Raw genomic sequence first — 25,088 nt, forward strand, 5'->3', positions numbered from 1 at the left:
AAAGTGCGTAAGTTTGGTTACCGGTAACTTACACACTTTATTTTACACTCCCGCAGATAAATTTTTATTTATATTTAAGGTAAGAGCTGCGATTGTATCCAACAATTCAAATTCATTTTTGCTTAATTCATCGTCAGACTTGCTCATTAATTCCCATATAGACCAATCGAAGCTCATTTCTATTCCACTTAAATACGGTACTATTTCAATTTTATTTAGTGCGGCAAAATCGCGTAGCAACTGCCCTCTAACAAACCACAATCCGTGTAAATCGTCAATGCCACATATATTAGGAGATATAGTACCCTCACGACACATTTGCCACGCTTTCCCGGCAGTAATAAAGTCTTGATCGGTTAAATCGTGGGGATTGGGTACATGTAATTCGGCTTGAATAGATAGTTGATTATAGCCCCATGTATTCAGTTTGCTTAATTGAAATGGATCTATCTGAGGATCATTCATAACCCATCTTTCTCCATTCCAATACTCTACTATCCAGTGGTCTTCTAAAGAACCTTTCCAGCCTAAGTAGACAGAAAATCCGCAACGGCTTCTTGCCGGTATTCCTTTTGCCCGTAGAATTGCACATGATAGAGTAGAAAAACGACAACAATCACCAATTACTCTATTTTCCGGTAGGCGAGGAATTGTTAATGATCGTTGATCTGCATTAATAATTTCACCAAGTAAATCTGACATATACAGACTATTACTTAAGCTCCGATGCTTTTGTTCGATATTATAAACCTTTATCCAACCACCATGTATCATTAACCCTTGAACAATTTGGCATATAAATTCGGGGTTATCAGTCAGTTCATCAATCGTTTCCATATAACCAGCAAGATTAGTAAGTTTACCGGCGGTGCTGTAATACTCCAATTCATTCAACATAATCTATCTCCCTGCACATTATATAAATTTTCTTCGCTACAAATTCTAGTTTACATTCCATTCTTCTCTTAATATTGCATACTGATATTTATCGCACCACTCATAATTCAAAGCACTATTACCTCTATAATTTTTTACATAATGTGCCTCTCGTCGCATCCCTATTTTTTCCATAATTCCATAGGAACCCATATTTAAAGTATTACAGTCTGCAATAATTCTTCTTAACCCTAGCGTTTCAAATCCTAACTTAAGTAATGTCTTTCCTATCTCCGTTCCATAACCTTTTCGCCAATAATTTCTATGTAATTCCCACGCCAATTCTGCAGGATCCTTATTAGTAAAAGCAAGTTCACAAGACCCAATAGTTTCTCCTGTATGCTTCAAAACTACCGCATATCTATAATTGATACAAGGATTTTGTTCAGCACATTGTATTCCCCATTGAAGATACTTTCTAACATCATCTTCATTTTTAGGTTCACTTGAACGATATTTCATATTTTCGAGATTACTGAGTATATCATAAAAAACCGGGAAATCTCTGTTTTCATATTTACGAAAAAGCAAACGCTCAGATTCTATTTCTATATAATGCATAAGATACCTCCATAAATTCTAATTTGCCGCTTTGCTAATCAACTTCGCGTTTAATCACTGTTACCTGTAAATCCTTTACGTCAATCAAACTCTCCTGTCTGCATTTAGGACAGTAAAGCGGGAAGTTTTTCAGTTCTGTATCTGCCCGTATCTGTAACCTTGTTTTATTGCCACAACAGGGCAGCGTACCCATTATATTTCCTGCCTTAGAATATTACCTTTCTGCAATTAAATTTGATACGCATATTTTCATATGGCTATTCACCGTTAGAACACCCCAAGTTTTTTTGTTGGCAGGTGAAGCGGGTGGTATAAAAACAGCTTCTGCAATTATATTACTTTCAATTTTCCCTAAGTTGGTAATGCTATAACCATTTTGAGAACCATATCCAAACATATTTCTTCCTATGAATGTTCCTACTTTACTTCCGAAATCTCCCAATGTAGATATTGTAACAGCGTCAATCAACTCTGGCAGCATATGTATATAACAGGCAAGCACAAGCATTTCTTTCTGTGGGTGTTGACATATGTTTATGACTTGTGACGCTACGCGCTTTGCAAGGGTAATAACATTTTCCTCGTTCTTTTTCACGGAAACGCTAAAAGCAGTCGAATAATTCCCCATTGCTCCCTGTTTGTAACATTTTGCCTGATTACGAATATCGGCTGCAATAACCACCTTATTTGTATTCTCTTCCAACATCATCTTTGCAATCAGCCAGTCGTTTACAGTAACACTCTTTTGTTTGCATAAAATTAGTATTTCTTCTAACTCCTGATTACAAACGGTGAAGATTTCCCGTTTCATTTTGTGTTTTTGAATATAGGCTTTTTCAAATGCGCTATATTCCTCATACATAACTTGCTGCCCCTCTTTTTTCCATCTTCTATTTGCGTCGCCTATTATCAATTTACTGATAAGAGGTAAATCGCTGTTTGAGGGAAGATCGTTTAAGCATTGAATTAAGCGTTCCGGGGCAAATTGCGGTATTACTCCGTTAGCATAATGCTCTGCAAATTCTTCTGCCAGTTGTAGAAGCCCTCTACCGTCACACAAAAGATGGTGGGCGATAAAAAGTATTTGAAATTCATTTTTCTTTGGATAAACCACTACTTTTAGCAGACATTCATTCATGACATTCCACCCACGGACAGATATTTCCTCATAATCCTGTTGCCACAAAAAAGCGTCTTCTTTTACCATTACAGGAATATTCAAATAATCCTGTATTTGATAATAAAATCTGCCAGTGTCCGTTTCCGCTGCAATTAAACTTTGCAGAAACGGGTGCGCTTTTTGAAGAGTGTCTATGCTTTGTTTTAGCTGCCCTTCATCATAATTGTTTTCTATTTTTGCCATAATCCCAAAGTGCATATTAGGACACATAAAATGCGCACGTTCTGTATACACATAATTTTTAACCGATTTCATATTTTTTCTCCAATTCATTATTTTCCCGCATAGCAATATCATTCAACACCTTGTCCTGATGTGCTTCAATGGCTAACAAGATTAACAAAACAGCAAATACGGCTCCTGTCAAAAACAAAGTAATTGAAGAAAGCCAATACCACCTTGCCGCCCATAATAAAATACTGATTACAAATAATACGCCGATGAGTTTCATCATGGTAAGCCCTGGTTCAAGCATATTCAGCTTATATTTGTAGCGGTTATTATAGTTCATATTCTTATGTTTCATTTGCCGAACCTCCCCTGTTTTCATTGTGATATAATTTGAAACTGGTACATGCTTCAATAAGTAACTGCCTTATTTCTTCGGGCGCAATGTTCGTTGTGTTCGTAGAAACAATCGTTGCTATACCATGCGCAAATATCCATGTTTTCACAAACACTTCCGGTTCAATCGGAATAGGAACGTGCTTAGCCAAATCGTAAAGGCTTTCAAGTCTTGTTCCGCTATCTGACATACATAGAAGATGGAACAGATTTTTTTCATTTTGAGCCAGTTCCACATACTTTAATCCCATGTTTACAAAATAGGGGGTTTCTGTATCAAAAGGCTTTTGTAGCATGGTTTCTTCAAATAGTTTTTGCGCTTTTTTGTAAACTTCTTCCTTTAGTTCTTCCATATTATGAAAAGCATGAAACACTGGTTGAGTAGAGCATTTTAATTCACTGGCAAGCAAACGTGCGGTTACTTTTTCAAAACCATATACTTTTGTTAACTCAAATGCTTTTTCAATAATAGCTTCTCGGGGTATCTTAACTTTTGGTGGCATAACGTCCTCCCTTTTAATAACTAAGATATATATCAATGTTATTATATGCTGCGAAAAGATGTTTGTCAATTCCTCCGTAGCAGGACAAAGTGAAGTATGATTTTAAGGCTTTCGGGCAAGCCATAAAAGAAGCAAGAAAGGCAAAGGGTATCTCGCGCAACCAGTTAGCGGACAGGCTGAACATTGCGCCGCGCTATATCGCGTCCATTGAGAACAGCGGGCAGCACCCAAGCCTACAAATTTTTTATGAGCTTGTCACCTTTTTAGATGTGTCGGTAAACCAGTTCTTTTTCCCAAATGAGGAAACAGAAAAATCTACCGGGCGGCGGCAGCTCGACAGTCTGCTTGCCGATATGAATTTTGCTTACTGCAAAGTCGCATGAACACTATATTTTTACTGCGGGAGTAGGCGGCATCGGGGTTGGTTCGAACATTGTAAAAAAGAGCCTTATTGAAAACGGAGAGAATGAGAGAATAATTGAATATCCTTCAAAGATTATCTATGACAGACAGTATTCATCAATTTCAATGGCAGATCACAGTGATTTTGATTGGAACAAATCTTCAGCGGTGCTACAAGGTATAGTACGAAAACCGCTCTATCCACAGGAAATATCTTACGCTTAACCAGTGCAAAACCGGTAATCAAAGATATACAAAAAAATGAAGTCGTTTTTGCATAAAAAAACAGAAAACCCTATTGAACAAAGGGTTTTCCGCTTCTTATACCTAGTGCAGATGGCGGGACTTGAACCCGCACGGGCGTTATGCCCACATGAACCTGAATCATGCGCGTATGCCAATTCCGCCACATCTGCCTGTTTCATTTGGCACGTCCATAATTGTACGAAAAAAAGCGGCAAATGTCAAGAGAAATTTTCATTGAATTTATCGGATGGTTACTGATCACGTCTGCCGATAAAGCAGCGGATGACAGGGCAGAGTATGGTCCTCATAGGGATCCCGCAAAGCCCGCCGGTTCTTTCGCTGCGTAGTTTGCAGCGTTAGAACCGCTGCGCGCTTCACGGAGCGAGAGCGTGTCCCAATGAGGACCATACTCTGCCCTGTCATCCGCGGGACGTTTACGGCAACTGTGAATAGTAACCGGATGCTTCATCCCTGTATGTGTCACTGTTTTTTTTGCTGCTTTTCCGGTATTCTCCGGCGCTGACTCCGAAATACTGCCGAAACGTGTGGGCGAAGTGTTCGGAGGAAGAATATCCGGTTTCTTCGGCTATGCGGGCGATGGAGAGTGTGCCGGATTTCAGCATCACAGTGGCGGCGGACATGCGGGCTTCGGTGCGCTTTTTCTGAAAGGTGCTGTTATAGTACTGGCGCATCAGCCGTTCTGCCTGGCGGGGGCTGACATTGATGCGGGCTGCGAGCTTTTCCAGGGTGATATCCTTATAGTCATACAGGAAAGCCTCTTCAATGGACAGAAGGGACGTCTGGACGTTTAAACCTGCGCCGGTATCCAGGCGGATCGGCGGATTGCCCGTGTAATTGCGCACCAGGCAGATGATCAGCTGCTGAAACAGCGCTGACAGCTGCGCATGGTGGCCGATGTTTTTATACTCCATTTCATAGAAAATCATCTGAAGGACAGGGCGGATATTCTGGGAATCATGGCCGAACCAGAAGGGGTGTTCCTGAAAGATGGGCAGGATGGAGCCGGAGGCTGAAGCTCTGATGCCGTCCTGGGTCATCCGCAGATAGATGCAGTATTCCACCATCGGATCCTCGCGGCAGGTGATCTGCTCATGAAGCACATAAGGGCCTGTGACATACAGCGTATTTCTGTCAATGGCATAGGTCCTGCCGTCGATGACGGCGGTCCCCTTTCCGGAGATGATGTAGTGGATCTCATAACAGCCTTTCCCGTGGGAGTGGCTGGGGATAAAACGTTCGAATCTCTCCAACGCGGCCATAGGAACATGAAAAGGCATATTTTCCATTTGAAACGTATAATTTAAACCGCTGTATTTCATATCCGTCCCTCCAATGTCACCAACCGAAGGTTGATGACCTGTGCGCGCATCAGCGCGCTTCCTATAATGTCACCAACCGAAGGTTGATGACCTGCGCGCGCATCCGTGCGCCTCCTCTTCTCGCTTATATATTAACCTACGGTCCATGCTGTTGACAAGCTGAAATTGCTGCGGAAAATTGCTGCCGGCCTATGATGAGACGAATATGCGAAAAGGCGACAGCCATGCGATGAAAACGGCAGGTTTGGCACTTGGAATTTAAGCTGTTTCTGACTATGATGTATGTGAAATCAATTTTGGTCGTGCACTGGTGCACCAGATGTGCAGAAACGGAGATTAATATGGGAAAAATGATGGGAGCAATTTTACCGGGCAACAGCACTGTGGAGCTGAAGGAATTTGACATACCGAAGCCGGGCCATGGACAGGTGCTGGTTCAGACAAAGGCGACGACGATCTGCGGGAGCGATATCCGCTGCATCTACAGGAAACATGTGGGCAAAGGGCCGGAAGGCTATATTCCGGGAACCATCGCCGGCCATGAACCCTGTGGAATTATTGTGGAGGAGGGGGAAGGCCTGAAGCGCTTTAAGAAGGGCGACCGCGTGATCGTATATCACATTTCCGGCTGCGGCGTATGCAACGACTGCCGGAGAGGCTACTATATATCCTGTAAAAGTGAGTTCCGCCAGGCTTACGGATGGCAGAGAGACGGCGGCATGGCCCCATACATACTGTGTGAGGAGAAGGATCTGATTGCCCTGCCGGATGAACTGACTTACAAGGACGGCGCTCAGGTCGCATGTGGGTTCGGCACAGTGTACGAAGCGATCGAGAAGGTGGGCGTGTGCGGCAATGATGCGGTTTTAGTGACCGGCCTGGGCCCTGTGGGACTGGCGGCGCTGATGCTGTGCAGGGCCATGGGCGCGAATCAGCTGATCGGCGTGGAGATGTCGGATTACCGCATCGAGCTGGCAAAGAAGCTGGGGCTTGTGGATTATGTATGCAAGCCCGGGGAGGACGCTCTGGATCATATAATGAATGCCACGAAAGGCCGGGGGGTGGAGCGCGCCTTCGATGCCAGCGCCAACGACAGCGCGAGGCATCTGGCTATACAGGCGACCAGGGAATGGGGAAAGATCGCCTTTGTCGGCGAGGGAGGCACCTGCACTTTTCAGCCGAGCCCCGATATCATACATGGGCAGAAGACGATCTACGGTTCCTGGGTTACCTCGCTCTGGAGGATGGAAGAGCTGGTTGAGCGCCTGGTAAGATGGAATATTCATCCGGAAGAACTCATCACCCATGAATTTGCACTTTCACAGGCGGCGGAGGCATATGCGCTGATGGCCAGCGGGGAGTGCGGCAAGGTTGCGGTTACATTTGAATAATCGGATAGAGGAAGCACACAAAAGTGTGCACAGGTGATCAGTCGGACGGCTGATGACAGAGAAAGGAACAGGCTGGAACTGATGAAAGAAACTGTAAAGAATATACCGACTGTCAGGCTGGCTTCCGGTGAGGAGATACCGGCTATAGGGCTTGGAACTTTTGGCTCGGATAAATACACGGCAGAACAGGTGGGAGATGCGGTATACGGCGCCGTATGCTGCGGATACCGCATGCTGGACTGCGCTTCTGTATACCAGAATGAGGACAGGATCGGCAATGTGCTGGAACGGCTGTTTCAAGACGGAGTGGCTGCAAGAGAAGATCTGTTCATCACCGGAAAGGTGTGGAACGACATGCACGGTGAGGGACAGGTGATCGCATCCTGCAGGAAAAGCCTGGAGGATCTGCGGATTTCCAGCTTTGATCTGTATCTCGTGCATTGGCCCTTCCCCAATTATCATGCGCCTGGTTGCAGCGGGGACAGCAGAAACCCCGATTCCAGGCCCTTTAGGACGGAGGAGTTCATGCAGGTATGGCGTCAGTGCGAGCAGCTGGTGGAAATGGGGCTGACAAGGTATATCGGCATGTCCAATATGACCATCCCCAAACTGGAAGCTGTACTGCCGCTGTGCAATGTGAAACCTGCGGCGCTGGAACTGGAATGCCATCCTGGTTTTCAGCAGCCGGAGCTGTTTGACTATGCGCTGGCGCATCATATACAGCCGATCGGTTATTGCCCGCTGGGTTCGCCCTCACGCCCGGAGCGGGACAGGACCGCAGAGGATGTGGCGGATACGGCTATGCCCGAGATCGTCAGAATCGCAAAACGTCATAACGTGCATCCGGCTCTCATCTGCCTGAAATGGGCTGTGCAGCGAGGTGTGATACCGATCCCCTTTTCAGTGAAGGAGCCGCAGTATATCAGCAATCTGAAAGCGGTAACCGAAGATCCGCTGACGGATGAAGAGATGGAGTGCATACGCCTGGCCGACAAAAACTGCAGGCTGGTCAAAGGCCAGGTATTCCTGTGGGAAGGCGCGAACGGCTGGGAGGATCTGTGGGATACAGACGGCAGGATCGCCGGCAGCTGAATATTTTTCGCTGCGGGGGCATATTGCAACGGATATTATGAGACGATGTATACGGCTATATAGAGCAATATGGCCGGGATATAGTATATAGGAAGGGGTACATTATGTATGATATGCAGCCATATTTAGATACAATCGAAGAAGTGATAAAGGCAGGGCCGTTTCAGGATACCTGGGAATCCCTGTCGCAGTACCGCGTGCCGGGATGGTACCAAAAGGCGAAGTTCGGCATCTTTATCCACTGGGGCGTATACAGCGTGCCCGCATTTTCCAGCGAGTGGTATCCGCGCAACATGTACATAGAGGGGCATGCGGTCTATGAGCATCATATAAAAACTTATGGGGAGCATAAGAAATTCGGCTACAAGGATTTCATTCCGATGTTTACTGCGGATAGGTTTGATCCAAAGGAGTGGCTGGATCTGTTTGAGAAAGCCGGCGCAAGCTATGTGGTGCCGGTGGCGGAACACCATGACGGATTCCAGATGTACCGTAGTGAGATTTCACATTTTAACGCGTGGGAGATGGGGCCAAAAAGGGATGTGCTGGGAGAACTGACAAAAGAGTGTGAGGCGAGAGGAATCATTAACGGAGCGTCTTCCCACCGGATTGAGCATTGGTTCTTTATGGGCCATGGGAAGCATTTTGACAGCGATATAAAAGAACCTCTTAAGCGCGGCGATCTGTACTGGCCCTCCATGCCGGAGCCGGCGGATCACCACGATCTTTTTAGCACGCCGGTCCCTACAGAGGAATTCCTTTCGGACTGGCTGGTCCGTACCTGTGAGATCATAGACCGCTATCATCCGAGGATCCTCTATTTCGACTGGTGGATACAGCACAGCAGCGCGAAGCCATACCTGAAAAAGCTGGCTGCCTACTATTATAACCGTGCTGCCGAGTGGGGGGAAGAGGTGGTCATCAACTATAAGCATGACGCCTTCTTATTCGGCACCGCGGTTCCGGATGTGGAGCGGGGGCAGTTTGCCGATGTAAAGCCCTATATCTGGCAGACCGATACGGCGATCGCACTCAATTCCTGGTGCTATACGGAGAATAATGATTTCCGCCCGGCGGCGGACATCCTCCGTGATCTGGTGGACATTGTCAGCAAAAACGGCCGGCTGCTTCTTAATGTCGGACCGAAAGCGGATGGCACATTCACAAAAGAGGACCGGGAGGTACTTCTGACGATTGGCAGATGGCTTGAGGTAAACAAAGAGGCCATCAATGGTACGGATGTATGGAGAACTTATGGGGAAGGTCCCACAAAGATTGTGGAAGGACAGTTTTCTGACGGAGTTAAAAAGAATTTCATCAGTGAGGACTTCCGCTTCACCACAGCACATGGCATTCTCTATGCCACCGCGCTTAAGGGAAGCGCCGACGGCTCCTACTGTATTAAGTCCCTGGCAGAGCAGGATGCTTCCAGGATGGCCAATTTTCACGGAATCATCCGGGAGGTACAGGTGCTTGGGCAGGCACAGGCGCCATGCTGGGAGAGGGATCAGGAAGGCTTGAAGATCCGCGCGGAAGCGGGGGGAGATCTCCCGGTGGTATTTAAGATCAGAATAGATTAAAATTCAGACAAATACATATATAAAAACTGCCAGGCAGTCCGCCTGGCAGTTTTTAATGGGTTTCCCGATGATTAAGCAAGACAAACATTGACTGCCTGAAGTCCGCGATTGCCCTGAATTGTATCGAAAACTACACTCTGGCCATCGTCCAGAGATTTAAAGCCATCAGCTGCAATGCCGGAGAAATGAACGAATACATCCTCGCCTGCCAAGGTTTATTTTAAGTTCCTGATAAAAAAGTGTTACTATTCACGGCTGCCGATCAAGCAGCGTATAGCGGGGCGTTTATGACAGCCGTGAATCAGTTGCGAAAAAACTGCTTGACTCTCCTCTAAGGTCAGGTTGTATACTTATCCCAGATTCGAATCACAGTTACCAAAACCCGCCGGCAGCTATGTGCAGGAGTGGTATGAAATAACCACGGTACAGCACATCGGCTGAATATTCGGGCAGAAATCAAAGGATCCCGCTTGCGGGATTCTCCGCTTGCGGCTGGTCGATCTTGCGACAGAATTCCTTCCCGCCGCGTATAAGGAGGCAGATATGCTAAGCATCGGACAGTTTTCCAAGGTATGCCAGGTCAGCATAAAGACGCTGCACCACTATGACAGGATCGGGCTGATGAAGCCCTGCCGCGTAGAGGAAGAGAGTGGATACCGGTATTATGACAGGGAGCAGATCCCCACAATGCTGCTGATCCAGAGGCTGAAACGCTATGGCTTTTCGCTGTCGGAGATCAGGGAGATACTCTGCTGCAGCGAAAAGGAAGTCCTCTTTGCAAAGCTGGAGAAACAGAAAAGAGCCATAAAAACACAACTGGATCTGACTTTCCAGGTGATCCGGGAGATGGAGAGCCATATCCGGAATTTTGAAAGGACAGGTGATATTATGGGATATCAGGAAAACTATGAAATACAGATCAAAAATTCAGAAGAAAGAAGCCTGCTGTGCAGCAGACAAATCATGCCGGTGGCAGATTTCGGAAAATACTTCGGCAAAGTCTATGAGAGGATTGCCAGAGAACATCTTACTGTGAGCGGAAGGGAAATCAGCATCTATCACGATCAGGAGTTCAACCCTGAAAGCAGCGACATAGAAGTGGCGGTTCCCATAAAAGAAACGGAGAAGGCCGACCGCGTGATGCCGCCGATGCTCTGTGCGGTGACAGTGCATAAGGGAAGCTATTCCAGCCTTTCTGATGCATACGGAGCGCTGATGCGCTGGGTGGAGCAGAACGGGTATGAGATGACGGACAGCCCTTTTGAAGTTTACCTAAAATCACAGTTCGACCGGCAGCCGGTGGAAGAGTGGGAGACGGAAATCTATTTCCCTGTAAAAATGAAAGAGTGACACTGACTGGCAGAATGAGCGAGGGGACTGGGCCGCTGCACAATGTGCATAGCCCAGCCCCCTCGCTCTGATTTACAGAACCTGCGCGTAAAAGAAATCCGTGCGCCTTTCCTGCTTACAATGCGGTTAACAGATCAAGCACGGTCTCAAGCTCTTCCTGCTTTACAATATCCGCGTCCCTGCCTGCCAGCACACAATCGGTAAAATAGCGGATCTCATTGTAGTAGCCATCGGTCTGCGGCAAATTGATAGTTCCGGACTGCTGTTCATCGGCGCCCGCCTGGAAGGTCTTTCCGTCTTTCTCATAAACCATGAGGCGTCCGGCTTCATTGGCAATTACCGCACGCTCAAACTGGAAGCGGAAGGAAGCCTGGAAGGGATAGGGTGAGGCATACCAGGAAGCTTCCGCAGATATAAAGAAATCATCGTATTCATATACTGCGTGCAGATAATCCTGCGTTTCGCATTTGCTGCGAAACGCGGTGGATTTGTTCGGGCGCCCGAATGCGTAAACCATGAAATCCACGTCATGTATATGCAGATCAAAAGGAACCAGCCCGCTGCGCTTTTCATCCGTCATCCAGTTATCCCAGCTCCAGCCCGGGCGCGTGCCCAGGCGTCCCATGACGCCGGACAGCAGTTTTCCGTAGCGCCCGCTGTCATACGCATCTTTCAGATACAGATATTCCGGCCAGAAACGCAGCACCTGGGCGACCATAAAGCGGACACGGTTTTTGGCCGCCGTCTCATACAGGCGGGCAGCGTCTTTTTTGTGCAGGGAAATTGGTTTCTCACAGATCACATGTATGCCGCGTTCCATAGCAAACGCTGCGTATTCCGCGTGCAGATAAGTGGGCAGACAGATATCCAGTATGTCCAGATTTTCTTTGTCCAGCATTTCCTTCGCATCGGTATAGTGGGGAAGACCGACGTAAGCCTCCATCTGCTCGGGGCGTATATCGCAGAGCGCACAAAGCTCTGCCTCCTTAATGCGTTTCCATGCGGGAATATGTGTGCCGCTGATCCCGCCCACTCCTAAAACTCCAACTCTTAACATGGCTTTATCCTCCATAGACTTCCGAAATAATTTTCTCCAGGTACTCTTTTGCATACAGGATATCCGCGGCCTGTTCGGCCCCTTCTATTTCCCGTTCAATGGTGACATAGGAATCGTAACCGAGTTCCTTTAATTTTTGAAAGAGAGCCCGAAAATCCACTTTGCCGTCCCCCAGACGTACCTCTGTGCCCAGATCGTGGCCGTTTATGGGATACAGCCCGTCTTTGGCGTGGAGATTGCGCACATGCCGGCCGAACACATCCAGCGCGTCGACCGGATTTGCCTTGCCGTACAGGATCAGATTGGCCGTATCCAGATTGATGCCCAGATTATCGCAGCCCACCTCTTCAAAGCAGCGCAGCATGGTCACCGGCGTCTCCTGCCCCGTTTCAAAGAGCAGGTACTGCTTATGCCCCGCCAGATGCTGTGCTACGGTGCGCACCGCATCGCAGAATGGCTCAAAATTCGGGTCATAGGGATTTTCCGGTATGAAGCCCATATGGGTTACCACGTCCGTCACGCCCAGCAGATGGGCGAAATCGGAACCGTCACACAGATTTTTAATGCGCATTTCGCGGAACTCTTCGGGAACCAGGCCCAGCGTTTTCTGGCCTTCGTAAAAGTTCCAGGTACAGGGGCCTTCCCACCCGCACCAGAATGCGGAGATCTGCACGCCGTTCTCCTCCAGAATCTGTTTCATAGTTACCGCGTTTTCTTCCGTCCAGAGGCTCGGATCCCAGCAGAGCAGCTGTATGGTATCAAAGCCCTGTTCCCGCACTAATTTTACTTTGTGCTCCATCGTTTCCATGCTGACAAAGTTTACGCAGACACCTACATTCATAGAAAATACCTCCTGAAAATGATTGTTAATCCGTTGATCTCATGATAACATGGTAGTGAGTGATCAGACCGCTCATACCCATATTATAGCGTCAGGCCGTTTCGGCAGGTATGCTGATTTTGATCATTACCAGCACAAATTTGACTTTTAAGAGGGGGGATTTGCATATGAAGCTGGACGGACAAAAAGAGCTGACTCCCGTTATTTACGGGGATTCTGTCATAAAACTGCTGAAGGTGAAACTGCCGGCACATGTGCGGGGATTTCATACCCACTGGCATGAACGCATGGAACTGCTTCTCATAGACAGAGGAACGCTGAAGGTGCAGGTCGGGGATGAAGGATTTGAGGCCTGTGAGGGGGACCTGGTAATTGTGAATCCGGAATGCCCGCACGCCGGCGATGCAGGAGCTAAGGGCGTGGAATACCGGGCCTTTATGTTCAGTCCGGGAGGGCTGGGAAGCGATAATCCCTCTTCATGGAAGTATCTGGAACCGCTTCAGAGCCTGCAGAACAGATTTTTATCCCATATACACGATGAGGAAATAAAGAATGTGCTGGACCGGATAGACGGAGAGTACAGCCGGCAGCAGAAAGGGCGCGCCCTGGTGATCACGGGCCTGGTTTATCTGCTGCTCGGTATGCTCTACCGCAGCTATCAGGACAGCAGCCGCTCCTTCCTGCCTGCGGATGACAGGTTTAAGGATATACTGGATTACATCGCCGGTCATTACTGCGAAGCGCTCACCACCGAAGATCTGGGCCGGCGCTTTGGCTATAATGAAGCATATTTCTGCCGGCGCTTCCGCATGGCCACGGGTCTAAGTCCCATGGAGTACATACGGATCCTGCGGCTGGAAAAGGCCAGCGCTATGCTGAAATCTCAGGACGCCAAGATAACATCTGTCGCGCTGGCCTGCGGATTCGAAGATCCCAATTATTTTACCAGGCGGTTTAAAGAACTGTTCGGCTCTGCACCGTCAAAATACCGGGATGAAAATGCGGCGGCGGCCCTTTCTGATTTAATTTGAATACTCCTGAGCGTTTCTTGAATGCTTCCTATCCGTTCGATCATTGCGGCGCAGTGGAAATAGGGGGTCAATACAATCGAAAAAGATTGTTGAAACAAAATATGATAAAAATAAAATGTAATTAAATTCAAGCAATTAAATTCAAGAAAAATCTTGACATTTTTTAAAGTGTTGCTTACAATATATAGGCATGCCAAATGCAGCATTTGCAGATGTGGCGGAATTGGCATACGCGCATGATTCAGGTTCATGTGGGCATAACGCCCGTGCGGGTTCAAGTCCCGCCATCTGCATCTTGTTCAGCCTTCCTATATGGAGGGCTTTTTTCATTGATTTTAACGGTTTAAGTGCGGTACATAAGATTAAGGAACTGGGGATGAGGTATAAAGCTATGAAACGTAAGACAGACGCGGCCTTCTATCGGAATTTTTTTACGATTTTTATTGCGCTGGTCCTGCAGAATGTGGTGACCTTGAGCGTAAACCTGGCGGATAATATGATGCTGGGGGCGTACAGCGAGACCGCGCTCTCCGGTGTGGCGGCGGTGAACCAGATACAGTTCATATATCAGCAGATACTGATGGCGCTGGGGGACGGGCTGGTCATATTCTGCAGCCAGTACTGGGGCAGGCGGCAGACGGAACCGATGAAAAAAATAGCGGCTGTTGCCATGAGAGCGGGCCTTACTGCGGCAGTCCTCTTATTCGGGCTGGTAAGCTTCTTCCCTCACCAGGCGATGGAGTTGTTTACGACGGAGGAAGCCATCATAGGCGAAGGTATGCGCTACCTGTCCGTCATCAGGTTTACCTATTTCTTTTTTGCGGTGACGCAGATACTGCTGGCTACGCTCCGAAGTGTGGAAGTGGTGAAGATTGCCCTGTATCTGTCCGTTATGACGTTTTGTGTGAACTGCGGAATCAATTATGTGCTGATCTACGGTCATTTCGGCGCACCGGAGCTGGGGGCGGCGGGCGCGGCCATCGGTACGCTGGCTGCCAGAATGCTGGAAGTGCTGGTGCTGATCGTCTACATAGCGAGGAAGGAAAAGCATTTGAACCTTGGAATCCGCACCTATCTGCACACGGATAAGCAGCTTTCCAGGGACTATTTTAAGATTACGGCGCCGATGCTGTTCGTACAGGGGCTCTGGGGTGTCAACACAGCGCTGCAGACCGTTATTTTAGGCCATATGACAGCAGCGGCCATAGCTGCAAACAGCGTGGCGTCCACCCTGTTTTTAATGGTGAAATCCATGGCGGTAGGGGCATCTTCCACCGCGTCTGTGATTATAGGAAAAACAATCGGCACTGGCGATCTGGATCTGGTGAAACACTATTCCAGGATGATGCAGAGGATGTTTCTGCTCATCGGCATTGTTTCCGGAATTGTATTGTTCTTCATCCGCATTCCTATTTTGAGCCTTTATGATCTGGCGCCGGAAACCAAAAAGATGGCGGATACTTTCCTGATGATCCTAAGTGTTGTGATCGTCGGCATGTCCTATCAGATGCCCACGAACAACGGAATTATCCGCGGCGGCGGCAGCGCCATGTTTGTGGTGAAGATGGATCTGATCAGCATCTGGGGGATCGTCATTCCGCTGTCGTTTATTATGGCGTTTGTAGTAAAGGCATCTCCGGCTGCAGTGGTCTGCTGCCTGAATGCGGATCAGATCTTTAAATGTGTGCCGGCTTTTATAAAATCCAATTATGGGAACTGGGTGCGGAAGCTGACGAGGGAATAAGGCTGCTGCAATAATCGGCATAACGTTGAAATATTCATCAAAAGAGAATATAATGTAGAAAAGCGGTGAGGAAGCACACTGAAGTGTGCGTAGGTCATCAGCCTTCGGCTGGTGACAGTGATTATAGGGGGTGAGGGTATGAGATATTTGATTTGGTCCGTAATCGGCTTTATTTTCGGAAGCTGTATGTTCAGCTATTGGATACCGAAATATTTTTTGAATGTGGATGTGACAAAAAAGTCGGATGACGGTAATCCGGGAGCGGCGAATGTGTTCACCAATGCCGGCTTAAAAACAGGGATTCTCTGCCTTGCACTGGATATTGGAAAGGGAATACTGCCCGTCTATATGGCGTGCCGTGTCCTGGATCCCGATGCGCTGGGGTTCGCCTTTGTGCTGGCGGCTCCGGTGTTCGGCCATGCTCTGTCCCCGTTTATGAAGTTTAAGGGAGGAAAGGCAATTGCGGTTTCCTTTGGCGTGCTGATCGGTGCGCTGCCTTTTGATCAGGCGCTGTGGCTGCTGGTGTTCAGCTTCCTGTTCTTCAGCCTGGTATTAAAGATCAATCCTCACGGAGCCAGAGTAATCGTGACCTACATAATCTTTTCCGTCGCTGTCATACGCTGTATCGGATGGGGGAGCGTAACCGCCGGCTGTATGCTGATATCCGCCATTGTCATGGCGCGCCATATTCACAGCTTCACGTTTAAGGATATCACGGTGCAGATCGGTGCACATCAGTTGGAGAACAGGCTGGCGGATAAAAAGAATGGAGATAAACAGGCATGAAGGTTTTAGTGATATCCTGCAATACCGGAGGCGGCCACAACAGCGCGGGCCACGCGGTGGAAGAGCAGCTGAAAAAAGAAGGGATAGATGTGCGGTTTTTGGATATGTTTTCCCTAAGCGGAGAGAAACTGTCCAAAAAGGTGTCGGACTGCTATATATTCAGCACACGCTATCCGGCCCTGTTTAAAGCGGCTTATATGGCGGGGAGCCTGATCAGCAGCCCCAGACATAAATCACCGGTCTACTATGCCAATAAGGCATACTGCAAACGTCTGTACCGGTACCTTAAAGAGAACCGGTTTGATGTGGTGGTGACCAGCCATCTGTTTCCGGCGGAGGCTCTGACGGCGCTGAAGAAATCGGGGCGTCTTGATGCGAAAACTGTGGCCGTGGCTACGGATTATACCAGCATCCCCTTTTGGGAGGAAACAGAGCTGGACAAATATATCATTCCCCATCCGGACCTGGTGGAGGAATTTGCTATGAGGGGGCTTCCAAGGGAGAAGCTGTATCCTCTGGGGATACCCGTCAGCGGCCGTTTTCAATGTCAAATAAGCAGGGAAGAAGCGAGAGAATGGATCCGGGCCAACATATTCCCGCAGCTGGACTGTGGAAAGCGTCTGTACCTGATCATGTCCGGCAGCATGGGATTTGGAAATTCCGAAAAGCTGATCAGTGAACTTCTGAAACGCTACGAGGACCATATCACCGTTCTGACGGTGTGCGGAACCAATGAAAAACTGAAAGACCGGCTGACAGGCGCATTCGGGGCCAATGAAAATGTGCTGATCACCGGATTTACGAAACAGGTGGCCATCTGCATGAAGGCCTGTGATGTGCTGTTTACAAAGCCGGGAGGCCTTTCCACAACAGAGGCGGCGGTGGCGAATGTTCCGCTGGTCCATACGGCCCCTATACCGGGCTGTGAAACAAAAAATGCGCTGTTTTTCAGCGAAAGAGGCATGTCCTGCTCCAGCAGCAAGGTGAAAGAGCAGATCACCTATGCGGAAAAACTGTGTATGGACAGAAATTACAGGGAATGCCAGCTGGAGGCACAGAGGGCGAATATCCCACACAATGCGGCAGAAAATATAGTGAGGGAACTGATGGATACGCTATGATCAGTGATGACGATCTATAGTACCGGTCCGTTATTCGACAGTATCGGATCATCTGAAAGATATTAAAAAATGAGCAGGATGAAGCATCCGGCTCATTTTTTGGGTGGTGCGCCCGGCGGCATCCGTTTTAGTGATTGGATCCGCCCGGCATATCATTCATTTTTTCCGTCTCAATGCCGGCCAGCATGACAATGCCGATGCCATGAGTATCATTGAGCCGCCAGGATAAATCGTTGGCGTAATACTCCTTGCTGAAGGAATAACCGGATCCGCGGCATACGCCGTATACATTGCCATACTTGTCTACGGAGATGCCGCACAGAGCCTTCCAGCCCTTGTTAACCGCTTCGCGGTAAAGGGCGGGATCGGTCAGCCAGCCATAGCGCACACCTCTGGAAAAGGCATATAAAAACATGGCGGTGCAGGAGGTCTCCTTATAGGAGTCCGGAAAAGTGAGCACCTGGCGCCACATGCCTTCCGGTCCCTGAAGGCGCAGCACACCGCTGCACATTTCCCGGAAAAATGCCAGGATCTCCGGGTAGTCCGGATGGTCTTCGGGAAGAACTGCCAGAAGTTCAGTGGTGGAAAACAGCACCCAGCCGTTGCCGCGGCCCCACGGCACCTTGGTCTGCAGGCCATAGTGGACGTCGTAGATATGGGACATGATCTGCAGATCCGGCATGTACAGGTATTTTTTAAAATTCTTAACCTGTCTGGCCGCGTCATCCAGGAATGCGGCATCACCGGACAGCTGATAATAGCGGCATAAAAACGGAATGCTCATGTACATATCATCCGCCCACATGGTTTCATCCATGATCTTGATATAGGAGTGGTTGCGGTAAAAGGTGCCGTCGGGAAGGCGCTGCTGGCGGTCCCTGATATATTCCGCGATATAGTCCGCGATCACGCGGCCGTCTGCAAGCTCATGATCCTTCATATATTCCAGCATCATGGAACCGAAGGAACCGCAGTCGTCCAGGCTGTCCAGCGTGGTCAGGAGATGGTGGAAGGATGCCGCGCCGAATGCATGTTTGTCCCACTGGCAGTATTCGAAGTGGGAGGCGGACTGCTCAAGATGGGCGGTGATATACGCATCCATTTCCCGGCTGCCCGTCATGCGCGCTGTCTGCAGCATGCCATACAGGGTGACGCCCAGAGGATAACTCCACTCCCCGAAATTAACGGATTCGTTGAATATGCGCAGGTAACAGCCGGGCTGGTCGGTGCGCCAGAACGTATCGCCTCCCGTGGCGGGCAGCGGCTTCTTAAAGGAGAGAACCCTGTCCAAATCCAGGTCCGCATCCGGCGTGAAGGGCCCCGCGTAGAGCCAGTTCAGATGATGCTGAGTGTTTTCTAAAGGAACCGGACATTCCAGGGATGCTCCCCCGCAGTTTAATTTACAGTCTTCGGCCAGCACTAAAAGCGTATGGCGGCCGGGACCGGCGCTTACCGCTACAGATCCGTCTCCTTCCCAAGGTGTGACGGATACGCGGTCAATCCAAAGCCTGCGGCAGTTTTTCAGGCGCCCGGTGACGGTCACATCGGCGCTGCCGTCGCAGACAAAAGCTGAGGCTGACAGATACAGCCCGCTGTTTCCTCCATAGATGCGGCGAATTGGCGTGAGGGCTTTTTCATCGCTGTTCCATTCGGTGCGAGGATACCATCTGACCGGTATCTCCGCTTCGGACTGCCAGAGCCGGGGCAGCTCTTCCAGCGGGCGGTCCATGGGTTCACTGTAGATCATGCCGCTCATCCCTTTCTTTTCCAGTGTGGGAGAGTAGAAGGCGATCCGCATCCCTTTATAGGAGCCAGCGCCTACCCGGCAGCCGCAGCCCAGAGGCGTGCGCACGCACAGGAACAGTATGCTGTTTTCTCCTTCTTTTAATTTCAGGGACATGTTGGTGAGCGCGGTGCTGAAGCGCTCTTCATACAGCCCGCTGCGGTATACGTATTCCCCGTTGACATAGACGAATACGGGGCCGTAGGCGGCGAAACGGAAATTATAGTTGCCTTCTGCAGGGACTTTGAGCATCCCCCACGCATAGGCATAGCTTTCCAATTTCATATCCGGGAATTTGTCGTGGAGCTTGATCTCCAGCAGATAATCGTCGGTGCAGCGAAATCCCAGAGTGCTGCAGGGACGGTATACCGGCGGCTTGGGCGGATGAGAGTCTATGTAATGTCCGGCAATAGTCTTAAGGACCGGCGCAACATCGGTGCCGATGCACTGGGCGACGCTGTCTTTCTGTTCAAAATAGTCACACATAGTTTAAGTTCCTCCTGATTTTTGGATGTTTGATCCATAGTTCTTCTTCATTATAGAAAAGAATCAGCGCGGTGACAAGTCTTTCTCTCCGAATACGCTGCGGATGCAGTCCAGCAGCCGGTCATTGTCCTCCGTTCTCATAAAGCAGAATCGGAAATAGTTCCCGTCCAGATTGTGGAAGCTGCTGCAGTTTCGCACCATCATGCCCCGGCGGATTGCGGCTTCGAACAGATCCTGGGCATTTTTCTCCCCGTCTGTGATGTGCACCAGTATGAAATTCGCATAGGGAGGATAGTATTTCAGGTTTGCGATGCCATCCAGCCCGGCACAGATGCGTTCTCTCTCCGTGGAGATCAGGCGGCGCGTTTCGTTGATATAGTCTGTATCGGCGAACATGATTTTGCCCGCAGTTTCCGCCAGCGAGTTAACGGTCCAGGGATTTTTCTTTGACGTAAATTCTGCCTTGAGCTCTTCGTTTCCGGTTACCGCGTATCCCAGCCTTAAACCCGGTGCGGCGAAGAATTTGGATACGCCCCGCAGCACGATCAGGTTGTCGAACTTTTCCGTCAGCGGAATCGCCGTGATATTTTCGGTGTCAGGTGCAAATTCCGCATAAGTCTCATCGGACATGACGAAGATTCGCTGACTGCGGCAGAAGACAAGCAGCTCTTCCATCTGGGCAGCGCTAACCGCGCTGGAGGTGGGGTTGTTGGGATTGCAGAGCACCAGCAGCCTGCGGTATCCCTGACCGCCCGCGCCTGCGGCTTGGGGATCATCCGTAAGAAACTCTTTCAAATCCTCTGTGGATATGCGGAAATCGTCGGACTCTTTCAGATTATAGAAGCGGATTTCGGAACCGGACAGGGAGAGTTCCCGTTCATACTCCGAGTAAGAGGGGCCGAGCACCACCGCATCCTTTGGCCGGAAAAACTGAATGGTCAGGGAAATCAGCTCCGTGGAACCGTTGCCCACCATGATATTATGCCAGTCCGCCCCGGTGTAGCTGCCGATGGCCTGACGCAGCCCGCAGTAATCACGGTCCGGATAGGAGGAGAGGCAGTCCAGATTTTTGGCCAGCTCCTCTTTGAGATGTTCTGATAGACCTAAGGGATTAACATTGGCGGCAAAACCGATGATATCCTCTTTTCGTATGCCGTAATATTCCGCCACCTTTTCTAAGTCGCTGCCGTGAAACTGTGGGGCGGCTGTGCGTGTTTCGCTCATATCTTTATTACCTCCGTGATCATAGAATGCCGCATAGGGACATGCGCTTTCGCATGATAACGCTATTATAGCACATAAGCCGGGGGGTTACTATTCACAGTTGCCGTAAACTTTTCGCGCATGTCGGGGCGGCAGTGTATGGTAACGTCGGGGAAAAAATATGCGAAAAAATAAAAAATCCGGTTGCATAATTGAACCAAATATGGCATAATAAAACCGTTGCTGATGTGTTTCTGGCGGCAGTAATTCCACCTAATATCCCGGGGGTATAGCTCAGTTGGGACGAGCGCTTGCATGGCATGCAAGAGGCCGTGGGTTCAAATCCCACTATCTCCATTTTAAAAGCCTTGTGTTTACAGGGCTTTTTATTTTTGCATTTTATGTAACTGGTCACAGGCTGCATTTTGTGGTAGTATGACAGTAAAAATATATCTTCTTGGAGGTTTCATATGTGTACGGTTAACATTCTTGCCATAGGCAACAGCTTTTCTGAGGACGCATGCCGCTATCTGCATCAGACCGCGGCGGCATCCGGCATTGAGACAAACGTGGTGAATCTATACATAGGGGGCTGCTCCTTAGAACAGCACTGGCTGAATATTGAGAGCAATGCTCCGGCCTATCAATATCAGAAAAACGGCGTTCCCACGGAGCGCTTTGTGTCGGTGGAGGAAGCCTTAAAAGAGGCAAAATGGGATTATATTGTGACACAGCAGGCCAGTTTTGACAGCGGCTGGGAGGATACCTATGAGCCGTTTCTGGGCCTCATGACAGAATACCTGCGGGAACAGGCGGGCGGGGCCAGAATCCTGCTTCAGAAAACCTGGGCATATGAGTGGAACAGCCCCCACAAAAATTTTATGAGATATCATCGGAACCAGCTGGAGATGTATGTGATGGTAAGCGGCTGCTACGAGCACATGGCCCAAAAGTACGGATTAGGACTGATTCCCAGCGCGGATATCATCCAAAAGCTGCGCGGCACCGAGCCGTTTATCGTACAGGAAGGCGGCATATCGCTCTGCCGGGACGGACACCATATGAGCTTATTGTACGGCAGATATGCGCTGGCTCTCATATGGGTTAAGACTCTGTTCGGGGAGTCGGTGAGCGAGAATACATATATACCGTTTGATGAAAATCAGCCGGAGGAACAGGCGGATCCCAAAAACCTGGATGTCATCCGGCAAACAGTGGAGGATTGGAGGAATTGATCGGTGAAAATACTGAACCTTGCAGGAAGCTGGCGCTTTGCCGCCGATGAACAGAATCAGGGATATGCGCAGGAGTATTACAGGAAGCGTCTGCCCGGGGAGGGATTTATGCTGCCCGGAAGCGCCTGTGAGAACGGCATCGGCAAAAAGCAGGAATGGTATCAGGATTTAAACCGTGATACCGTGCGCTGCTTAAGGGAAAAATACAGCTATACGGGGGCGCTCTGGCTGCAGCGCGAGATCTGCGTGCCGGAAGAGTTTAGAGACCGATATATCACCCTGTATTTGGAACGGGTAAATATCGCTTCCGAGCTGTGGATTGACGGGGAGAAAATCGACCGGCAGATCATATCGCTTAGCGCACCCCATATCTATCGGCTGACCGGGCGGATAAGCCCGGGACCGCATACGGTCACTCTGCGCATCGATAATTCGGATCTCATACATATGGACGGCATGGCCAGCGGTTACAGCCTGGATACACAGGGCATCTGGTGCGGGATCATAGGAAAAATCGAGCTTAGGTGTGAGGAGATCTTTCACATATCGAACCTGCAGCTCTTTCCGAACAGGCAGAGCGTTACCGTAAGGCTGACCGCGGCGGGGGACTGTCCGAATTTCAGAGACCGGAAGCAGGTGAAAGTCCGCCTTACGGCCTTTAGGCCGGATGGGACCTCTTTTGCTGCCGCAGAATATGACAGGGTGCTGTTTCAGTCCAGGCAGATCCTGCATCTGGAATACCCGATGGACGGTGAGATCACGTATTGGGATGAATTCCATCCGGCGGTTTATACGATGAAGGCGGAGCTGGTCTATGGGGAATCCGTCAACAGGCATGCGGAAACCTTCGGCATGCGGACCGTTGAAGCAAAGGGCAGGGAATTTCTTCTAAACGGCCGGCCCATCGCCCTTAGGGGTACCCTGGACTGCGGCATACATCCGCTGACGGGATACCCGCCCGTATCCGAGGCGGAATGGGAATGGAAATTCCGGCAGATCAAACAGTACGGGCTGAACCATGTCCGCTTTCACGCGTGGTGTCCGCCGGAGGCGGCTTTTGCCGCCGCGGACCGCGTCGGTATCTATCTGCAGGCGGAAATGCCGCTGTGGCTCAACCGGGATGTGTGCGCGCTGGAAACAGGAGACGACCCCGCCCATGCGCTGTTCTACCACCGGGAAGCCCTGAACATATCGCGTTTTTACGGAAACCATCCGTCATTTCTGTTTTTCTCCAACGGCAATGAGCTGATGGGAGATTTTGAAATGCTGGAACAGCTGACGGAGCAGATCAAAGCGTTGGACGGACGGCGGCTCTATACGCTGACCTCCAATTTCGACCGCCCCGTAACGCCGGCGGATGATTATTTCAGCGCGTTTGAGGCGAATGGCATGGGCATCCGCGCTCAGATGTATGCGGATGTGATTTCAGAGCATACGAGGCTGTCCTATCAGGAACAGGTGGAGAACATGCCGGTGCCCATCGTTTCGTTTGAGGTGGGGCAGTACTGTGTCTACCCCGATGTGGATTCGGTGAAAGACTACAGCGGCTGCATGATGCCGGTGAACTTCGAAGTGATCCGGCGCAGCATGACCGCCGCAGGCGTCTATCCGATGCTGTCAGAGTATATTAAGGCCTCCGGCCGTCTGGCCGCCCTGCTGTATAAAGAGGATATCGAGAGCGTCCTTAGGACTGAGAGAATGGGCGGTTTTCAGCTGCTGGGCATAAGCGATTATACCGGCCAGTGCACGGCCACGGTCGGGATTCTGGATGCTTTTTGGAAAAGCAAGGGCATTATAGAACCGGAAGAGTTTCGGGAGTTTTGTTCTCCCGTGGTGCCGCTTTTGATGGCGGACAGGGTATTTACCTCCGACGAGTGCCTGGATGCACAGTTCATGCTGTACGATTACGGGGAAGAGTTCAGGGAGAGCATCACCTTTACGCTGAATCTCTACGCGGAAGGGAGACTTCTTAAAAGCCTTTGCACCGATGAACGCCATGTGAAGGTCCCTCTGGATTTTATCCGGAGGCCGTCCGTGCTGGAGGCGGAGCTCTTGGCGGGCGGGCATAAAAACCGCTGGAATCTGTATGTCTACCCAAGCGGCGATATAGAATGCGCGGTACCGGTCCTTAAGGCGGACTCGCTGGAATTGGAGGAACTGCTTATAAAGGGCGGGAGAGCAGTTGTTACGGCGGATGGCCTGAATAAACCGATACAGGGCACATTTACACCTGTATTCTGGTCTCCGGCATATTTTCCGTCGGATAATTCCTGCGGCGTGCTCTGTGACAGCGGCCATCCTGCGCTGCAGGATTTCCCTACGGAAAGGTACGGAGGATTTCAGTGGAGACACCCTCTGGAACACTCGCTGGGAGCGCCGCTGACCGGCTTCCCGGAGGGATTTTCGGCCATCGTGGAGCCGGCGCCCAACTTCGTTTCCAACATCAGGCGTTCGCCGCTGTTTGAGGCACGCGTAGAAAATGCGGAGATCCTGTTCTGCGGCTTCGACTTATCGGTGGAGGAAAAAACGGTGAAGCAGTTGAAAAACAGCATATACCGGTATGTTTCATCCGGACAGTTTCATCCCGTCCAGCGGCTGGATCGGGAAACCTTTATGGGGTTATTCGGCCGGGAAACAAAATGAGGGAGGATCAAAG

General features: G+C 49.6%; 22 protein-coding genes, 3 tRNA genes and 1 pseudogene. 13 read left to right on the forward strand and 13 right to left on the reverse strand.

The annotated features are described in order from the left end of the window. Positions 1–42 precede the first annotated feature (42 nt). From DWZ56_RS09740 to DWZ56_RS09765, 6 genes are read right to left on the reverse strand one after another with little or no spacing between them, the layout of a single operon-like run. Positions 43–897, reverse strand: a complete 855-nt coding sequence (locus tag DWZ56_RS09740; protein ID WP_118556460.1) for a transglutaminase domain-containing protein — start codon at positions 895–897, stop codon at positions 43–45. A 45-nt stretch (positions 898–942) separates the two neighbouring features. After that, on the reverse strand, positions 943–1,497 hold the full coding sequence (locus DWZ56_RS09745) for a GNAT family N-acetyltransferase (protein WP_118556461.1): 555 nt from the start codon (positions 1,495–1,497) through the stop codon (positions 943–945). 34 nt (positions 1,498–1,531) lie between these two features. Continuing rightward, on the reverse strand, positions 1,532–1,690 hold the full coding sequence (locus tag DWZ56_RS09750) for a cysteine-rich KTR domain-containing protein (RefSeq protein ID WP_118556462.1): 159 nt from the start codon (positions 1,688–1,690) through the stop codon (positions 1,532–1,534). Between the two features lie 21 nt (positions 1,691–1,711). Then, positions 1,712–2,932, reverse strand: coding sequence for a hypothetical protein (locus tag DWZ56_RS09755; protein ID WP_158584518.1), 1,221 nt, complete (start codon positions 2,930–2,932; stop codon positions 1,712–1,714). Next, on the reverse strand, positions 2,919–3,203 hold the full coding sequence (locus tag DWZ56_RS09760; protein ID WP_118556464.1) for a hypothetical protein: 285 nt from the start codon (positions 3,201–3,203) through the stop codon (positions 2,919–2,921). The genes DWZ56_RS09755 and DWZ56_RS09760 overlap by 14 nt, the downstream gene beginning before the upstream one ends. Next, positions 3,193–3,744, reverse strand: a complete 552-nt coding sequence (locus DWZ56_RS09765; protein WP_118556465.1) for a TetR/AcrR family transcriptional regulator — start codon at positions 3,742–3,744, stop codon at positions 3,193–3,195. Before DWZ56_RS09765 ends, DWZ56_RS09760 begins: the two co-directional genes overlap by 11 nt. 89 nt (positions 3,745–3,833) lie before the next feature. Here DWZ56_RS09765 and DWZ56_RS09770 point away from each other — a divergent pair, with 89 nt between their 5' ends. Continuing rightward, positions 3,834–4,127, forward strand: coding sequence for a helix-turn-helix domain-containing protein (locus DWZ56_RS09770; RefSeq protein ID WP_118556466.1), 294 nt, complete (start codon positions 3,834–3,836; stop codon positions 4,125–4,127). Between the two features lie 350 nt (positions 4,128–4,477). Here DWZ56_RS09770 and DWZ56_RS09775 read toward each other — a convergent pair. Continuing rightward, positions 4,478–4,562 (reverse strand) — tRNA-Leu (locus DWZ56_RS09775). A gap of 264 nt (positions 4,563–4,826) precedes the next feature. Further along, on the reverse strand, positions 4,827–5,732 hold the full coding sequence (locus tag DWZ56_RS09780) for an AraC family transcriptional regulator (protein ID WP_118556467.1): 906 nt from the start codon (positions 5,730–5,732) through the stop codon (positions 4,827–4,829). A gap of 341 nt (positions 5,733–6,073) precedes the next feature. On the opposite strand from DWZ56_RS09780, the gene DWZ56_RS09785 reads away from it, so the two are divergent. The 3 genes from DWZ56_RS09785 (at position 6,074) to DWZ56_RS09795 (ending at position 9,795) form a co-directional block, all read left to right on the forward strand. After that, positions 6,074–7,123 carry a zinc-dependent alcohol dehydrogenase family protein gene (locus DWZ56_RS09785; protein ID WP_118556658.1) on the forward strand — a complete coding sequence of 350 codons (1,050 nt, stop codon included), beginning with the start codon at positions 6,074–6,076 and terminating at the stop codon, positions 7,121–7,123. 81 nt (positions 7,124–7,204) lie between these two features. After that, a complete protein-coding gene (locus tag DWZ56_RS09790) occupies positions 7,205–8,215 on the forward strand; it encodes an aldo/keto reductase (RefSeq protein ID WP_118556659.1) in 1,011 nt (336 codons plus the stop codon). A gap of 104 nt (positions 8,216–8,319) precedes the next feature. Beyond that, a complete protein-coding gene (locus tag DWZ56_RS09795; protein ID WP_118556468.1) occupies positions 8,320–9,795 on the forward strand; it encodes an alpha-L-fucosidase in 1,476 nt (491 codons plus the stop codon). 71 nt (positions 9,796–9,866) lie between these two features. Here DWZ56_RS09795 and DWZ56_RS09800 read toward each other — a convergent pair. Further along, positions 9,867–10,001 (reverse strand): annotated as a pseudogene (locus DWZ56_RS09800) (cold-shock protein); the annotation flags it as partial. Positions 10,002–10,338: 337 nt separating this feature from the next. Between DWZ56_RS09800 and DWZ56_RS09805 the strand changes: the two are divergent. Further along, a complete protein-coding gene (locus tag DWZ56_RS09805) occupies positions 10,339–11,145 on the forward strand; it encodes a MerR family transcriptional regulator (protein WP_118556470.1) in 807 nt (268 codons plus the stop codon). A 115-nt stretch (positions 11,146–11,260) separates the two neighbouring features. On the opposite strand, the gene DWZ56_RS09810 is transcribed toward DWZ56_RS09805, so the two are convergent. After that, a complete protein-coding gene (locus DWZ56_RS09810) occupies positions 11,261–12,202 on the reverse strand; it encodes a Gfo/Idh/MocA family protein (RefSeq protein ID WP_158584519.1) in 942 nt (313 codons plus the stop codon). Between the two features lie 4 nt (positions 12,203–12,206). Beyond that, positions 12,207–13,043, reverse strand: coding sequence for a sugar phosphate isomerase/epimerase family protein (locus DWZ56_RS09815; RefSeq protein WP_118556472.1), 837 nt, complete (start codon positions 13,041–13,043; stop codon positions 12,207–12,209). Between the two features lie 167 nt (positions 13,044–13,210). Here DWZ56_RS09815 and DWZ56_RS09820 point away from each other — a divergent pair, with 167 nt between their 5' ends. The 5 genes from DWZ56_RS09820 (at position 13,211) to DWZ56_RS09840 (ending at position 17,725) form a co-directional block, all read left to right on the forward strand. Further along, positions 13,211–14,074: an AraC family transcriptional regulator gene (locus DWZ56_RS09820; protein WP_158584520.1), complete on the forward strand. Its 864-nt coding sequence runs from the start codon at positions 13,211–13,213 to the stop codon at positions 14,072–14,074. Between the two features lie 208 nt (positions 14,075–14,282). Continuing rightward, a tRNA-Leu gene (locus DWZ56_RS09825) sits at positions 14,283–14,367 on the forward strand. Positions 14,368–14,465: 98 nt separating this feature from the next. After that, on the forward strand, positions 14,466–15,818 hold the full coding sequence (locus DWZ56_RS09830; protein WP_118556474.1) for an MATE family efflux transporter: 1,353 nt from the start codon (positions 14,466–14,468) through the stop codon (positions 15,816–15,818). Positions 15,819–15,956: 138 nt separating this feature from the next. Then, on the forward strand, positions 15,957–16,604 hold the full coding sequence (locus DWZ56_RS09835) for a glycerol-3-phosphate acyltransferase (RefSeq protein WP_118556475.1): 648 nt from the start codon (positions 15,957–15,959) through the stop codon (positions 16,602–16,604). After that, positions 16,601–17,725 (forward strand): MGDG synthase family glycosyltransferase, encoded by a 1,125-nt coding sequence (locus DWZ56_RS09840; RefSeq protein WP_118556476.1) that lies wholly within the window; start codon positions 16,601–16,603, stop codon positions 17,723–17,725. Before DWZ56_RS09835 ends, DWZ56_RS09840 begins: the two co-directional genes overlap by 4 nt. Positions 17,726–17,852: 127 nt before the next feature. On the opposite strand, the gene DWZ56_RS09845 is transcribed toward DWZ56_RS09840, so the two are convergent. Together DWZ56_RS09845 and DWZ56_RS09850 are read right to left on the reverse strand one after the other, a co-directional pair. Next, positions 17,853–19,994, reverse strand: a complete 2,142-nt coding sequence (locus DWZ56_RS09845; RefSeq protein WP_118556477.1) for a glycoside hydrolase family 88 protein — start codon at positions 19,992–19,994, stop codon at positions 17,853–17,855. Between the two features lie 63 nt (positions 19,995–20,057). Then, positions 20,058–21,218, reverse strand: a complete 1,161-nt coding sequence (locus DWZ56_RS09850; RefSeq protein ID WP_118556478.1) for a pyridoxal phosphate-dependent aminotransferase — start codon at positions 21,216–21,218, stop codon at positions 20,058–20,060. Positions 21,219–21,480: 262 nt separating this feature from the next. Between DWZ56_RS09850 and DWZ56_RS09855 the strand changes: the two genes are divergently transcribed. The 3 genes from DWZ56_RS09855 to DWZ56_RS09865 all read left to right on the forward strand — a co-directional run bounded on the left by DWZ56_RS09855 (position 21,481) and on the right by DWZ56_RS09865 (position 25,075). Then, a tRNA-Ala gene (locus tag DWZ56_RS09855) sits at positions 21,481–21,554 on the forward strand. Between the two features lie 113 nt (positions 21,555–21,667). Further along, positions 21,668–22,432, forward strand: coding sequence for a DUF4886 domain-containing protein (locus DWZ56_RS09860; protein ID WP_118556479.1), 765 nt, complete (start codon positions 21,668–21,670; stop codon positions 22,430–22,432). Between the two features lie 3 nt (positions 22,433–22,435). After that, on the forward strand, positions 22,436–25,075 hold the full coding sequence (locus DWZ56_RS09865; RefSeq protein ID WP_118556480.1) for a glycoside hydrolase family 2 TIM barrel-domain containing protein: 2,640 nt from the start codon (positions 22,436–22,438) through the stop codon (positions 25,073–25,075). Positions 25,076–25,088 lie beyond the last annotated feature (13 nt).

Source organism: Lachnotalea sp. AF33-28, assembly GCF_003477885.1.
GTDB lineage: Bacteria > Bacillota > Clostridia > Lachnospirales > Lachnospiraceae > AF33-28.